Origin of the sequence: Amycolatopsis oliviviridis (assembly GCF_014654365.1) — a bacterium.
Taxonomy (GTDB): domain Bacteria; phylum Actinomycetota; class Actinomycetes; order Mycobacteriales; family Pseudonocardiaceae; genus Amycolatopsis; species Amycolatopsis oliviviridis.
This window is the reverse complement of sequence record NZ_BNAY01000011.1, coordinates 208,930-222,479: the sequence shown is the minus strand read 5'-3', so window position 1 is coordinate 222,479 and position 13,550 is coordinate 208,930. Positions and strand designations below refer to the sequence as shown.

Below are 13,550 nucleotides of genomic sequence, written 5' to 3'. Positions count from 1 at the left end.
CGCGTCACCCTCTGGAACAACACCGGCAGCGTCGAGCCCTCGGGCGTCGTCGACCAGTCTCCCCGCGGCCTTGCTTGCTTCGTCGATCTCTCCAAGTACAGCTTCATACCCAGCCATCTGCCACACCCCTCCCAAGGTGACGCGTGTGCTGTCCCCGTGACACTACGACAACGGACGGTCACCTGTGAACCACATCCGCCCAGGTCAGGGAGGGTTACTCAAGATCGGGTGAGTAGATCCACCCATACGAGGAGGCTCACCGGGACTGGTTTTCGTCAGCCCTTTGCGGACGATTCGGGTTGCCGAGGACTAGGTGATGCGGTGATCGGAGCGGGTGAACGCCACCAGGGGTAAGGCACGCCGAACAGCTTGTTGATCAGCACGGCCAGCCCGGCGATGAGGGCCACGCCCACCAGGACCGCGACGATCTGCGGAACGGTGTGCAGGAGACCGAGCGCGATGATCAACGTGGTGGCCCCGGCAGGCGGGTGAGGGATCTCCAGTGCGGCCATCGCGGCGCAGGTGAGGCCCAGCGCGATCGCGGCGGCCCCGATCCTGGGCCAGGAAGGGTGCGTCAGGTCCGGGGCGGCGGTGAGCAGCCCGGTGGCGGCGAGGCCGGTGAGCCCCGCGAGGACACCGGCCAGATGGCCGAACACCGTGTTCCGCGGGCTCGCGCCGGGTGCCTGCGGGGTCGCGAAGATCAGGAACACGGTGGGCCCGAGCGAAGGGAACAGCAGGGGAGCGCCGGAAAGGATCGCGCAGAGCCCGATGAACACGATGCAGCCGAACGAGCTCAGCGCGACGTAGGCGGCGCGGCGGGCGCGGGTCATTCCCAGCCGCGGCGCGGGTCCCGGGTGCCGACGCTGCCGGGGGCGCGGCGCCGGTAGACCACGTACGGGCGGAGCAGGTACCGCACCGGCGCGCTGAAAGCGTGCACCAGGCGGGAAAACGGCCACAGCGCGAACAACAGCATGCCCAGCGCGGTGTGCAGCCGGTAGTCCAGCGGCGCCGACGCCATCAGCTCCGGCCGGGGATCGAGGAGCAGGATGCCGCGGAACCAGGGCGCGACCGTCTCGCGGTAGTCGTATCCGCCGCGGAGTCCGTTGTCGACCAGGGTGTTCGCCAGTCCGGCGAGCATCACCAGCACGAGCACCACGTACATGTACTTGTCGCTGACCGAAGTCGCGCCGCGCACCGCCGGCACCCGGATCCGCCGCCACAGCAGGAGACCGAGCCCGCCGATCGCGACCAGCCCGGCGACACTGCCCATCCCGAGCGAGATGAGGTGATAGCCGTGCTCGTCGAGCCCGGCGAACTCGGTGACGCCCTTCGGCACGAGCAGGCCGAGCACGTGGCCGCCGATCACCATCAGCAGTCCGATGTGGAACACGGGACTGGCCACCCGCAGGAGCCGGGATTCGTGGAGCTGGCTCGATCTGGTCGTCCAGCCGAACTTGTCGTGGCGATACCGCCAGATCGTGCCGAAGACCAGCAGTGCGATCGACGCGTAGGGCGCGGCGCCCCACAGCAGCAGATCCGGTCCGGAACTCATCGGCCACCTCCGGCGCCGGTGGGGAAGGGGTCGAGGCCGACCAGTTCGGCCGGGGGTTCGGCGGGCGGCGGCGCGGGAGCGGCGGGCAGGGTCGCCAGCACCGCGGTGACGGCGTCACGATACGGAGTGTCCATAGTGGACAGATTGTGGTGCAGGAGATCCAGCGCCGGATGGAACCGGGCGAGTACCTGTCCGGCCGCGCCGGAACCGGCCGCGGCGGCGAACTCCAGGATCACCGGCAGGAAGTCCGGCAATTCGTTCTCGGCGGGGGCGAATCCGTGCGTCCGGTAGAACCGGCGCAGCGCGGCCAGGGTCTCGCCACGCCGTCGGGTGTCGCCGTCGAGGAACCAGCTCAGGTGCAGCGTCCGGCGGGGTTTCCGGTCGAAGACCTCGATGTAGTGCGAGGCCAGCTCGCCGGGATCGCCGTTTTCGAGGTAGGCCACGGTGCGGGAGAGCTCGTCGTGACCGGGACCGGTGGTCTCGTCGAGGCAGGCGCGCAGCAGACCGACTTTGCCGAGGACAGCTTCGTCGGGATATTGCAGGCACCATCCGGCGATCTGGCGCAGCGCCGTGTGATCTGGGGACGTGATCGCCCGGGGGCGGAAGAGTTTCACCGGCCTTGCCCGCGCAGGGTCGGGAACAGCGCGTCCGGGCGGGCACCGTCGTCCCAGCTGACCAGGTCCACTGTGGACTCTCCGCCGCCCATTCCTGGCCCGCCGTCGACGTCGAGGCTGCACCGGGTGGCGATGCCCTCCAGATCGTGGGCCTGCCCGACGCCCGCGGTGGGGATGACATAGCGCTCGTCGTATTTGGCCAGCGCGAGCAGCCGGTGCATGGCGAAGATCTGTTCGCCGGTCAGCCCGACGGAGGCGGGGATGTCCTCGTCGGTCTCCTGCCCGAGGTTCACCGCCCGCATATAGGACCGCATCGCGGCCAGCCGCCGCAGGGATCGCCGCACCGGCACGGTGTCCCCGGCGGTGAACAGCTCGGCCAGGTACTCGACCGGGATCCGCAGGGCGTCGATGGCACCGAACAGGTTGTCGCGGTGCTCGCCGTCGTGACCGCTGCCGCTGACCGCGTCGACCACCGGCGACAACGGCGGGATGTACCAGACCATCGGCATCGTGCGGTATTCCGGATGCAGCGGCAGCGCCAGGCGGTAGTCGTGGATCAGCTGGTACACCGGCGAACGCCGCGCCGCGGTGAGCCAGTCGTGCGGGACACCGGCCGCCTCGGCCGCGCGGATCACGGCGCGGTCGTGCGGATCGAGCAGCAGGTCGAGTTGCGCGGGGTAGAGGTCGTGCTCGTCGGCGACGGACGCGGCCGCGGTGACCTTGTCGGCGTCGTAGAGCAGGACGCCGATGTAGCGCAGCCGCCCGACGCAGGTCTCCGCGCACACCGTCGGCTGCCCGGCTTCCACCCGCGGGTAGCAGAAGGTGCATTTCTCGGCCTTGCCGGTCTTGTGGTTGAAGTAGACCTTCTTGTACGGGCAGCCGGTGACGCACATCCGCCAGCCGCGGCACTGGTCCTGGTCGACCAGCACGATGCCGTCCTCCTCGCGTTTGTACATCGCGCCGGACGGGCAACTGGCCACACAGGACGGATTGAGGCAGTGCTCGCAGATCCGCGGCAGGTAGAACATGAAGCTCTGCTCGAACTCGAATTTGATCTTGACCCCGAGTTCGTCGCGCAGCTTCTCGGCGATCGGGTCCTTGACGCCGTGCTCGGTGGATCCGCCGAGGTCGTCGTCCCAGTTCGGTCCCCAGGACGGCTGGGTGGCTTCGCCGGTGAGGGCCGACCGCGGCGCGGCGGTGGGCACGTCGTCGCCGAGCGGGGCCTCGATGAGGGTGGCGTAGTCGTAGGTCCACGGCTCGTAGTAGTCGGCGATCTCCGGCAGTTCCGGGTTGGCGAACAGTTTCGCGAGCTTGGTCAGCCGCCCGCCCGCACGCAGCCGGAGCCTGCCTTTCGCCGTCCGCTCCCAGCCGCCCTTCCAGCGTTCCTGGTCCTCGTAGCGGCGCGGATATCCTTGCCCCGGCCGGGTTTCCACGTTGTTGAACCAGGCGTATTCGGTACCCGTCCGGTTGGTCCAGGCCTGCTTGCAGGTCACCGAACAGGTGTGGCAGCCGATGCACTTGTCGAGGTTCATCACCATGGCCAGCTGTGCCATGACCCGCATCAGTAACGCACCTCCTGGGAACGGCGGCGGATCACGGTGACCTCGTCGCGCTGGTTGCCGGTGGGGCCCAGATAGTTGAACCCGAAGGAGAGCTGGGCGTAGCCACCGATGAGATGGGTGGGTTTGAGCAGCAGCCTGGTCAGCGAGTTGTGCGTGCCGCCGCGTTTCCCGGTGGCTTCGCTGCGCGGCACGTTCACCGCGCGATCCTGGGCGTGGTAAAGGAAAACGGTGCCCGCAGGCATCCGGTGGGAGACGATCGCGCGGGCCACCACGACACCGTTGCGGTTGACCGCCTCGATCCAGTCGTTGTCCTTCGCGCCGATGGCCTCGGCGTCGGCCGGGCTCATCCAGATCCCCTGCCCGCCCCGGGACAACGTGAGCATGTGCAGGTTGTCCTGGTAGGTCGAATGGATCGACCATTTGCTGTGCGGGGTCAGATAGCGCACGGTGACCTCGGCCGCGTCTCCCTGCCCGCCGGCGAGATGCTGCGATCCGAGCGGCGGCCGGTAGACCGGCAGCGCCTCGCCGAGTTCGTGCATCCAGTCGTGGTCGAGGAAGAAGTGCTGGCGGCCGGTGAGGGTGTGCCACGGTTTGGCGTGTTCGACGTTGATCACGAACGCCGAGTACCGGCGGCCGCCGCTCTCGCTGCCGGACCACTCCGGGCTGGTGATCACCGGCGCCGGCCGCGACCGGGTGTCGGCGAAGGTGATCTTCTTGCCTTCGTGCTCGGCGGAGAGATGCGCCAGCTCGGTGCCGACCCGCTTCTCGAGTTCGCGGAAGCCCTGCGTGGCCAGCCGCCCGTTCGTGGTGCCGGACAGCGCGAGCACGGCGTCCGCGGCCTTGATGTCGGTGTCGATCAGCGCCTGGCCCCGGGCGGCCCCGGTCGTCGCGACGCCGTTCTTCGCGCGCAGCCAGTTCACTTCCTCGCCGACGTCGTAGGTCAGGCCCTTGCTGGTGGCGCCCAGCTTCTCCAGCAGCGGGCCGAGCGTGGCCAGTTTCGCCGCCACCGCCGGGTAATCACGCTCGACGACGGTCAGCCGCGGCATGGTGACACCCGGGATCGGCTCGACGTCGCCGTCGCGCCAGTCCCGGACGATCCCACCCGGCTGCGCGGTCTCGCCGGGAGTGTCGTGCGTCATCGGGGTGGCGACGACATCCTTGCGCACCCCGAGATGCCGTTCGGCGAGTTCGCTGAACCGCTTCGCGATCGTGTGGAAGGCCTCGAAATCGGTCCGGGTCTGCCACGGCGGATCGACGGCGGCGTTGAACGAATGCACGAAGGGATGCATGTCCGTCGAGGAGAGATCGTGCTTTTCGTACCACGTCGCGGCGGGCAGCACGAGATCCGCGAACAACGTCGTGCTGGTCATGCGGTAATCGATTGCCAGCATAAGATCCAACTTGCCGACCGGGGCGGTGTCGTGCCATTTCACGGTTTTCGGCCGCGCTTCCGGCGGCGCCTCTTCGCCGCGCAGGTTCGCGTCGGTGCCGAGCAGATGGCGCAGGAAGTATTCGTGCCCCTTGGCCGACGAGCCGAGCAGGTTGGAGCGCCACACCGTGAGCACCCGCGGCCAGTTCTCGGGCGCGTCCGGATCCTCGGCCGCGAACCCCAGCTTGCCTTCGCGGAGTTGCGCGGTGACGTGGCGGGCGGGGTCGGCCCCGGCTTCCTCGGCCTCGTCCACCAGGTCGAGCGGATTGCGGTCGAACGTGGGGAACGAGGGCATCCAGCCCAGCCGCGCCGACTGCGCGAGCGTGTCCGCGGCACTGGTCCCGGCGAGTTTGCCGGGCGCCAGCGGGGAGGCCAGTTCGTCGTTGCGCAGCGCGTCGTAGCGCCACTGTCCGGTGTGCAGGTACCAGTAGGCGGTCCCGATCATCTGCCGGGCGGGCCGCGTCCAGTCCATCGCGCCCGCCAGGGTCTGGTGCCCGGTCAGCGGCCGCACCTTCTCCTGCCCGACGTAGTGCGCCCAGCCGCCGCCGTTGCGACCCTGGCAGCCGGTCATCGTCAGCAGGGCGAGGAAGGACCGGTAGATGGTGTCGGAGTGGAACCAGTGGTTGGTGCCCGCGCCCATCAGGATCATGCAGCGGCCGCGGGAGGCCTCCGCGGTCTCGGCGAACTCCCTGGCGATCCGGGTGACCCGGTCGGCCGGGACCGAGGTGATCTCCTGCTGCCACGCCGGGGTGCACGGTTCCGCCGGATCGTCGTAGCCGGACGGCCACCGGCCGGGCAGGTCGCCGCGGCGCACGCCGTACTGCGCCATCAGCAGATCGAACACGGTGGTGACCAGCTGCCCGTCCTGCTCGACGGCGGGCACCCCGCGCCGCAGGACACCGTCGGCGTCGAAACGTGGCAGGAGCACCTCGACGCCTTCGTGCCCGGGATCGGCGAGCAGGCTCAGCCGCGGCACGACGTCGCCGAGTTCGAGGTTCCAGCGGCCCTGATCGTGTTCGTTCCAGCGGAAGCCGGCGGAACCGTTGGGCACGACCGGTTCCCCGGTGCGGTCGTCGACCAGGACGGTCTTCCACTGTGGCTCGGCCGTCTCGGTCCCGGCGTCGCCGAGGTCGGCGGCGGTGAGGAACTTCGACGGGACGTACGCGCCGTCCCGTTCGGTCAGCGTGACCAGGAACGGGAGATCGGTGAAGCGGCGGACGTAGTCGATGAAGTACGGCACCTGCCGTTCGGCGAAGAACTCGCGAAGGATGACGTGCCCCATGGCCATCGCCAGTGCGGCGTCGGTGCCGGGATGCGGGGCGAGCCACTCGTCGGCGAACTTGGTGTTGTCGGCGTAGTCGGGGGAGACCACGACGACCTTCTGGCCCCGGTATCGCGCCTCGGCCATCCAGTGCGCGTCGGGCGTCCTGGTCACGGGGACGTTCGAGCCCCACATCATCAGGTACGCGGCGTCCCACCAGTCCGCGGATTCCGGGACGTCGGTCTGGTCGCCGAACACCTGCGGCGAGGCCACCGGCAAATCGGCGTACCAGTCGTAGAAGGAGAGCATCGGGGCGCCGATCAGCGCCATGAACCGGGACCCGATCGCGTGCGAGACCATCGACATCGCCGGGATCGGCGAAAAGCCGGCGACCCGGTCCGGGCCGTATCGGGAAATGGCGTGGACATGCGCGGCCGCGGCGATTTCCGCCGCCTCGTCCCAGCCGACCCTGACCAATCCGCCCTTTCCGCGGGCGCGCTGATAGGCCAGCCTCTTCATCGGGTCGTCCATCACCGAAGCCCAGGCGACGACCGGATCGCCATGCTGTTTCAGTGCCTCCCGGTACATTTCGACCAGTACGCCTCGTGCGTACGGAAACCGTACCCGGGTCGGCGAATAGGAATACCACGAAAAAGAGGCACCGCGCGGGCATCCGCGCGGTTCGTACTCCGGCTTGTCGGGGCCGACGGAGGGATAATCCGGGTCTTGGCTCTCCCAGGTGATGATCCCGTCGGAGACGTAAACGTTCCAGCGGCAGGAACCTGTGCAGTTCACGCCGTGCGTCGACGGGACGACCTTGTCGTGACTCCAGCGATCCCGGTAGAAGGCGTCGCCTTCCCGGCCTCCGGTCAGATGCACCGAATGCAGATCCGCCGAACTCTCCGCGCGGGTCAGATAACGGCCGAGGCGTAGCAGAGCGGTGGTCGCGGCGCCTTCATCGTGGTGGTTTTCGATGCCGTTTCCGTTGGCTTTTCGTGGCGAGCGCACGCTCGCGACCTCCCGACTTAAGTCGTGAATGAGGCAGACGGCACGAACAGGACCTGCCGAGTCTGTCCGGGAACGTTCGCAATGCTAGCGGCACCGAGTGCCAGCTGTCTTTCTTCGAAGGTGATCATGGGTTTTGATCACTCGAAAAGAGCAGCAAGTAAATGTGGTGGTAATGGCGAGGTAATTGTCATGAGAAATTCGATTAATCCATTCTGTCGGGCGATCGAAATATGCGTCGATGTGAATTGCTTTAATCGGCTCCCCGGTGCGCCGTACCCTGGACAGGGCCGAAAGTATGTATAACGACCTACACGCGGAGGCGAAGGATGACCGCCGAAATCGAGCGGGCCGCGCACGCCTACTGTCCTGTCTGCACTCCGGCTCCCGTCCTCGGTGAGCCGGTCACCGCGCTCTGCGGGGCCACCCATCCCTTCTGGGGCCGTCGTGAGCGGCCGGTGAACAACTGCCCGGCCTGCGAGGCCGTCGTCGCGGAAACGGTCTACCCCTGTGGCCATACGGGTGGCGGGCGGTGACAGGTTGCTCGTTAAGGTTCGCGGCATTCGGGGTACTAAGTCCACGCGAGCCCTGACGGGCCGTCGAGAACAGGGAGGTCCCCGTGCCCACCCATCAGGCCGCGCCCGCCGGTCATGAGGCCGAAGTCCTGGCCTTGGACGTGGACGGTGACCTGGGTGAACTCTCCCGGGTCCGCTCCTGGGCGCGGGCGGAACTGGGCGACGTCGCCGAAGCGGGCCTCACGGACACGATCCTGGTGCTGGACGAACTGGTGTCCAACGCCTTGCGGCACGGCGAGAGGCCCTGGCAGGTGCGCCTGCTGCGGTGGGCGGGCCGGCTGCGCATCGAGGTCGACGACTCCGGCAAGACACCCGCCGCCCCGCGTCCGGCTTCGGAGACCGGTGGCCGTGGCCTCGCCCTGATCGACGCCTGCACCACGGCGTGGGGCCAGGAGTTCCGCGAGGACGGCAAGACCGTGTGGGCCGAACTCGACCTGGCCGGTTCAAACGTGTCGGGTGACACAGCGGATCCGTCGTTTCCGGTGCGCCGTGCCGGGTAACCGGAGGGCAGCGGACAAGGAATGGAGGCCCTGATGAACGACAAAGCCGAGAACAAGCTCGACGAACTCAAGGGCAAGGCCAAGGAAGCCGCCGGGAACGCCACGGACAACGAGCAGTGGCAGGCCGAAGGCAAGGCCGAGCAGGGCAAGGCCAACGTCAAGCAGGCGGGCGAGAAGATCAAGGACGCGGTGAAGGGCGTCCGGGACTGACCTCGCGAACAAAAGGGGCTCGCCTTCGGGCGGGCCCCTTTTCTGTCAGGTGAGGGTGTCGCGCAACCGGGTGTGCGCGGCGTCGAGCAACGCCTGCGAACGCGGGAAGTCGTGCAGCTGCCCGCGCAGCAATTCCAGCGCCGGCAGCAGTGAAACGGCCGGGACCTGACGGGCCTCCAGGATCTCCGCCGTCCACGTCAGGAAGCCGGTGAACAGTTCTTCGTCCCCCACGTACAGCGAAACCGCCAGGTATTCGACGATGTGGGCGATGTCCTCCGCGGCGTGCTGACGCTGGCGGAGGGTGTATTCGCGCATCGCCGGGACGCGGGTTTCCAACCCCGCCATGACGTTCTTCACCAGCCGGCCCGAGGTCCGGGAAACGAGGGTGTACTCCTGGTCGGCCAGATGCGGGAGGTCGTCGAGGGGCTGATGCCCGGTCCTCGGACGAGGCAGGGGAGCGGCCAGGAGATCCGCCGCCGCCCGCGCATCCGGTGCCCAGGCGTCCGCCCCGAGCAGCCGCGCGTACCGGCCGTCCGGCCCGAACGCCGCCCCGCCCGCGATGACCGGGGTCGCGGCCGCCTGGCAGGCCGTGATCGTCGCGTGCGCCGCGGGCAGGCGAGTGGCCAGCGAGGCCGACAGCGCCACCGCGTCGGGCCCGGTGCGGTGCAGATGCGCGACCAGATGCGGCGCGGGCACCTGGGCACCGAGGTAGTCGACACGGAAGCCGCGCAACCTCAGCACTTCGGCCAGCAGCCGGGCGGGCATGGCGTGCCATTCGCCGTCGACGCACGCCACCGCGACGCGGCTTCGGTTCGCTCGCGGCCGGGGGAGCATGTAGCCGAAACTGGCGAGCACCCGGTCGTTGATCGCGGTCGCGGCGTGTTCCTGCGCCACGGTGATCCGGTTCGCCGCCCACTCCAGACCGACCTTGTGCTGCACGCCGCCGATCACGTCCAGCAGCACACTCTCCGCGTCGACACCCGCGCCGAGCGCCGAGACCGCGACGTCCCCGGCGGCGTACTCGTCCCCGGCGGTCACCGCCTGCCACAGCCGTTCGAAGTATTCGGACGTCACGGGCCCTCCGGCCGCCTAGGGGTGCGCGGCGCGGTGATCACCAGCACCGCCATGTCGTCGTGCGGCCGCGGGCCGACCCACTGCGCGGCCAGCATCTGCACGCGCTCGGCGACCGCGTCCGCCGCCAGGTCCGCGCATTCGGACAGCGCCGTGTGCAGCCGTTCTTCGCCGAACATCTCGTCGCCGAGCGGACCGCCCTTGGCCTCCACGATGCCGTCCGTGTACATCAGGAGGCTCTCGCCGGGCGCGAGGAGGACTTCCTCCGTCGTCGTCCGGATCTCGGGGAGCACGCCGATCAGGTTGCCGCCGGTGTCCACCTCTTCGACGATGCCGTCGGAACGCACGACCAGCGGCGGCGGATGCCCGGCGCAGGTGACGCGCAGCCGCACCGAGTCGCCCTCCCGGCGGGCGGAGGCCAGCGCGAGCGTGACGAACCGGCCGTCCTCCAGGCTCGCCAGTGACGTGTTCAGCAGGCTGAGCAGCCGATGGTGGTCTTCGGCCATCGGCAGCAGCGCGCGCAGCGTCGTCCGGATCTTCCCGGTCAGGACGGCGGCGTCGAGCCCTTTCCCGCAGACGTCGCCGAGGACGGCCAGGGACTCGCCACCGGCGGTGTCGACGGCGGAGTGGACGTCGTAGAAGTCGCCACCGATCCTGTCCTCGTCCTGCGCGGGCCGGTAGCGCCCGGCGAACTCGACGCCGCCGAGCTGCTCCAGCCGAGGCGGGAGCAGCTCGCGCATGAGCGTCTCGGTCGTCGACGCCTGGTGGGCGAACATCCGCGCCGCCGAGATAGCGGCGCCCGCGCGGGCCGCGAACAGCCGCGCGAAGATCTCCTCCTGCTCGGTGAACGCGGACTGGTCGCCGGTGCGCAAGAGGATCAGCGCCCCGGCGGGCACCCCGTGCCCCGGCAAGGGCGTCACGACGATCGACGTCGCCGGGCCGAAACCGGCGGGCAGGATCCAGGACGGCGCGGCCCCCGGGTCGAGCCAGCGCGAGGGGACCGGCGGGAAACCGCGCAGCGCCTCGTCCAGCCCCGGCAGGTCGGCGGGGTCGATGGTCAGCCTGGACAAGGTCACGGCCTCGCCGCGGACGCACGACGCCGCCGGATGACGGCCCTGGACCGGCGGGGCCAGCACCACCGCCGCCCCGGCCAGGTGCTCGGCCGCCAGCCGCGCGGCCACTTCGATGCAGCGTTCGACGTTGAGGGAGCTCAGCAGGGCCGCCGAGGCGTCGGTGAGGAACGCGACGCGCCGCCGTTCCTGCCGCAGCAGCTCGTGCGCGGCTTCGGCGCCGGTCTCGTCGGCCAGCCACCAGGTGACGACGCCGTCGTGCGGTACCGGGGACGCGGCCCAGGCACGGTCGCCGGCGACGCCGTGGACGGTCTCGTCCGGGTGGGCGTCCGCCAGCCAAGCGGGTGTCCCGAGCCGGAGCGGGCGGCCGGGTCGGGCTTCGGGGAACAACGCGCGGGCGGCGTCGTTGAGGTCCCGCACGACCCCGTCGCCGTCGACGACCAGCGCGGGCGACGGCGCGGTCTCCCAGCTCCGTCCGGTCGTGGCCGGATCGGTGAGCACGGGCTCAGTCATCGGGGGCCCCGATCTCGAACTCCGCCCACACCGTCTTGCCGTCCGGGCGGGCCGCCTGGCCCCAAGCCGCCGTGGACAGCGCGACCAGCGTGAGCCCGTGACCGCCGGTGCCGGTCGGCGGACCGGGCCGGGCCGGTGTCCCGGACGCGCCGTCCTCGACCTCGACGCGGAGGCGGTCACCGGAGCGCCGCAGCCGGACCAGGAACGGGGCCTGTGCGTGCCGGAGCGCGTTCGAGCTGAGTTCGTCCACGACCATCACGACGTCCACGATCGTGTCGGCGGGCAGCCCGCTCAGCGCGGTCCGCGTCCAGGCGCGCACCTCGGCGAGGCCGTGGAGGTCTTCGGCCATGGTGAATTCGCTGACCTGGGTGTCCTGCCGGACGGTGGCGTCGGACGAGGTCATGAGCGGGCGGCCAGTGCGGTGCGTGCGGCTTCGACGGTCGGATGGACCGGCATGAGTTCTTCGAGGCGAAGCAGGGAGACCGGCCGGACGACGGCGCGGACCGAGGTGGCGATCGTGAACCGGCCGTCACTCTCGCGCAGCAGCTGAGCGAGGCGGAGGAGGACCTGCAGACAGCTCGAATCGCAGAACCGGACCTCGGTCATGTCCGCGACGGCCAGGCCGGACGAAGGCGGATACTCCGCGAGAACCTGACGGAGCTTGGCGGACACGGCGAAATCGAACTCGCCGGTCATCGCGTACACGGTGACCCCGTCGGAGTCGTAAGTCTCCAGCGTCCACCCGTCTCCGGAAGAACGGTGGAGGGGCCGGGCGACATCGGTCGTCATCAATGCTCCTGCTCAGGGTGCTGCCGACAAAGGGCTGGCGGCTCAACCCGATACCGGGAATCTACCAGCGTGGTCCCGGGCGGACCGGACGGCCGAAAGGGTTTGCGGGCCGCTGCGGCGATCGGATAGACCTGTCCGCCGGATTTCCCCCGGACGGAAGCGATGACTTGACCCGAACCGATGTGACCCTGCGCCCGATCACCGGACGCGACGAACTCGCCCTCTTCAACCGGTTCCCTTACGTCCTCAACGAGGAGCTGGAAGACGATCTCGCCGCCGGACGGCGACGTCCGGAATGGCTGTGGGTCGCTCTTCGCGGCGACGAGCTGCTGGCCAGGGTCGCCTGGTGGTGCCGGGTCGGCGACGACGCTCCTTTCCTCATGGACGTCTTCGACCTCGAAAGCGTCGACGTCGGCGAACAACTGCTGCGGAAGGCCCTGGCCGAAGTGGTCCCGGCGGGCACCCGCCCGCCGGAGTACGGCCGCTTCATCCCGCCCGGCTGGCGCGAGGACGACGCGTCCCGGCGCGTCGTCGAGGACCGCATGACCGCGACGGAACGGACCGGCGCCGCGCTGTTCGTCGAACGGCTGCGCCTGGAATGGCGGCCGGGGACACCGATCCCCGAACCGTCGGGACGCCTGGCGTTCCGGCCTTTCCACGACACCGACGAGGTCCTGGACCTGATGACGCGGGTCATGGACGGGACGCTGGACGCGCACAGCCGCGACGACCTCACCCGCATGCCCGCCCGCGACGCCGCGATCAGGCATTACGAGGACGAACTCGCGCACTACCGCAGCCCGCGGGACTGGTGGCGTGTCGCGACGCTGCCGGACGGCGAGCCCGCCGGGTTCGTCACCCCGGCGCGCAACGACTACAACGCCGTCATCGGCTATCTCGCCGTGCTGCCCGAGCACCGGGGCAACGGTCACATCGACGACATCCTCGCCGAAGGGACCCGGATCCTCGCCGCGCAGGACGTCCCGCGGATCCGGGCGGCCACCGACGTCGGGAACGTGCCGATGGCGAAGGCCTTCGGGCGTCTGGGTTACGTGAACTTCGAGCGCGCCATCACGATGACCTGGCCGTGACCGCGCGCGAGGTGGTCGTGCGGTGTTCCGTTCCGTGAAGGCCTCCTTGCGGGACCCAGAGTCCCGCAAGGAGGCCTTCATGGAATTAGGGGATGCCACGTTCGTCTCAGCAGCACCAGCGGCCACATCGGTGGCGCGTGAAGGCCCCCTTCCCTCGGCTCAGCGAAGGGATGGGGGCCTTCACGCGGGAACCCGCGAGCCTCAGGGCGGCGGTGAGCGACCGCGCGCGAGGTGGTCGTGAGTGGTAAGTGCCGTTAGAACGACACTTACCACTCACGACCACCTGGACCGATCCGTTCTCTGCGGTA

General features: G+C 69.5%; 13 protein-coding genes. 4 read left to right on the top strand and 9 right to left on the bottom strand.

The window, feature by feature from the left end:
• Positions 1–275 precede the first annotated feature (275 nt).
• From IE302_RS37050 to IE302_RS37030, 5 genes are read right to left on the bottom strand one after another with little or no spacing between them, the layout of a single operon-like run.
• On the bottom strand, positions 276–830 hold the full coding sequence (locus tag IE302_RS37050; RefSeq protein WP_191259119.1) for an HPP family protein: 555 nt from the start codon (positions 828–830) through the stop codon (positions 276–278).
• Positions 827–1,552, bottom strand: coding sequence for a respiratory nitrate reductase subunit gamma (gene narI, locus IE302_RS37045; RefSeq protein ID WP_191259118.1), 726 nt, complete (start codon positions 1,550–1,552; stop codon positions 827–829). Before narI ends, IE302_RS37050 begins: the two co-directional genes overlap by 4 nt.
• Positions 1,549–2,166: a nitrate reductase molybdenum cofactor assembly chaperone gene (gene narJ, locus IE302_RS37040; protein WP_191259117.1), complete on the bottom strand. Its 618-nt coding sequence runs from the start codon at positions 2,164–2,166 to the stop codon at positions 1,549–1,551. The genes narI and narJ overlap by 4 nt, the downstream gene beginning before the upstream one ends.
• Positions 2,163–3,728, bottom strand: coding sequence for a nitrate reductase subunit beta (narH, locus tag IE302_RS37035; protein WP_191259116.1), 1,566 nt, complete (start codon positions 3,726–3,728; stop codon positions 2,163–2,165). The genes narJ and narH overlap by 4 nt, the downstream gene beginning before the upstream one ends.
• Positions 3,728–7,426 carry a nitrate reductase subunit alpha gene (locus IE302_RS37030; RefSeq protein WP_191259115.1) on the bottom strand — a complete coding sequence of 1,233 codons (3,699 nt, stop codon included), beginning with the start codon at positions 7,424–7,426 and terminating at the stop codon, positions 3,728–3,730. Before IE302_RS37030 ends, narH begins: the two co-directional genes overlap by 1 nt.
• 326 nt (positions 7,427–7,752) lie before the next feature.
• On the opposite strand from IE302_RS37030, the gene IE302_RS37025 reads away from it, so the two are divergent.
• The 3 genes from IE302_RS37025 (at position 7,753) to IE302_RS37015 (ending at position 8,708) form a co-directional block, all read left to right on the top strand.
• Positions 7,753–7,959 (top strand): hypothetical protein, encoded by a 207-nt coding sequence (locus tag IE302_RS37025; protein WP_191259114.1) that lies wholly within the window; start codon positions 7,753–7,755, stop codon positions 7,957–7,959.
• An 83-nt stretch (positions 7,960–8,042) separates the two neighbouring features.
• Complete coding sequence (locus IE302_RS37020; protein WP_191259113.1) at positions 8,043–8,498, top strand: ATP-binding protein; 456 nt, start codon at positions 8,043–8,045, stop codon at positions 8,496–8,498.
• 33 nt (positions 8,499–8,531) lie between these two features.
• Complete coding sequence (locus tag IE302_RS37015) at positions 8,532–8,708, top strand: CsbD family protein (RefSeq protein WP_191259112.1); 177 nt, start codon at positions 8,532–8,534, stop codon at positions 8,706–8,708.
• A gap of 45 nt (positions 8,709–8,753) precedes the next feature.
• Here IE302_RS37015 and IE302_RS37010 read toward each other — a convergent pair whose 3' ends face one another.
• From IE302_RS37010 to IE302_RS36995, 4 genes are read right to left on the bottom strand one after another with little or no spacing between them, the layout of a single operon-like run.
• Entirely contained in the window at positions 8,754–9,782 is a 1,029-nt protein-coding gene (locus IE302_RS37010) for a cobalamin B12-binding domain-containing protein (protein ID WP_191259111.1), read from the bottom strand.
• Positions 9,779–11,362 carry a PP2C family protein-serine/threonine phosphatase gene (locus tag IE302_RS37005; protein ID WP_191259110.1) on the bottom strand — a complete coding sequence of 528 codons (1,584 nt, stop codon included), beginning with the start codon at positions 11,360–11,362 and terminating at the stop codon, positions 9,779–9,781. Before IE302_RS37005 ends, IE302_RS37010 begins: the two co-directional genes overlap by 4 nt.
• Complete coding sequence (locus IE302_RS37000; RefSeq protein WP_191259109.1) at positions 11,355–11,765, bottom strand: ATP-binding protein; 411 nt, start codon at positions 11,763–11,765, stop codon at positions 11,355–11,357. Before IE302_RS37000 ends, IE302_RS37005 begins: the two co-directional genes overlap by 8 nt.
• Positions 11,762–12,151, bottom strand: coding sequence for an STAS domain-containing protein (locus IE302_RS36995; protein WP_191259108.1), 390 nt, complete (start codon positions 12,149–12,151; stop codon positions 11,762–11,764). Before IE302_RS36995 ends, IE302_RS37000 begins: the two co-directional genes overlap by 4 nt.
• 167 nt (positions 12,152–12,318) lie before the next feature.
• Between IE302_RS36995 and IE302_RS36990 the strand changes: the two genes are divergently transcribed.
• Complete coding sequence (locus tag IE302_RS36990; RefSeq protein WP_229908176.1) at positions 12,319–13,242, top strand: GNAT family N-acetyltransferase; 924 nt, start codon at positions 12,319–12,321, stop codon at positions 13,240–13,242.
• Positions 13,243–13,550: the final 308 nt, after the last annotated feature.

Bases quoted from the DNA above. Each gene is read 5' to 3' on its own strand.
- IE302_RS37050 (WP_191259119.1), bottom strand. From the start codon at position 830: ATGACCCGCGCCCGCCGCGCCGCCTACGTCGCGCTGAGCTCGTTCGGC.
- narI (WP_191259118.1), bottom strand. From the start codon at position 1,552: ATGAGTTCCGGACCGGATCTGCTGCTGTGGGGCGCCGCGCCCTACGCG.
- narH (WP_191259116.1), bottom strand. From the start codon at position 3,728: ATGCGGGTCATGGCACAGCTGGCCATGGTGATGAACCTCGACAAGTGC.
- IE302_RS37025 (WP_191259114.1), top strand. From the start codon at position 7,753: ATGACCGCCGAAATCGAGCGGGCCGCGCACGCCTACTGTCCTGTCTGC.
- IE302_RS37015 (WP_191259112.1), top strand. From the start codon at position 8,532: ATGAACGACAAAGCCGAGAACAAGCTCGACGAACTCAAGGGCAAGGCC.
- IE302_RS37005 (WP_191259110.1), bottom strand. From the start codon at position 11,362: ATGACTGAGCCCGTGCTCACCGATCCGGCCACGACCGGACGGAGCTGG.
- IE302_RS37000 (WP_191259109.1), bottom strand. From the start codon at position 11,765: ATGACCTCGTCCGACGCCACCGTCCGGCAGGACACCCAGGTCAGCGAA.
- IE302_RS36995 (WP_191259108.1), bottom strand. From the start codon at position 12,151: ATGACGACCGATGTCGCCCGGCCCCTCCACCGTTCTTCCGGAGACGGG.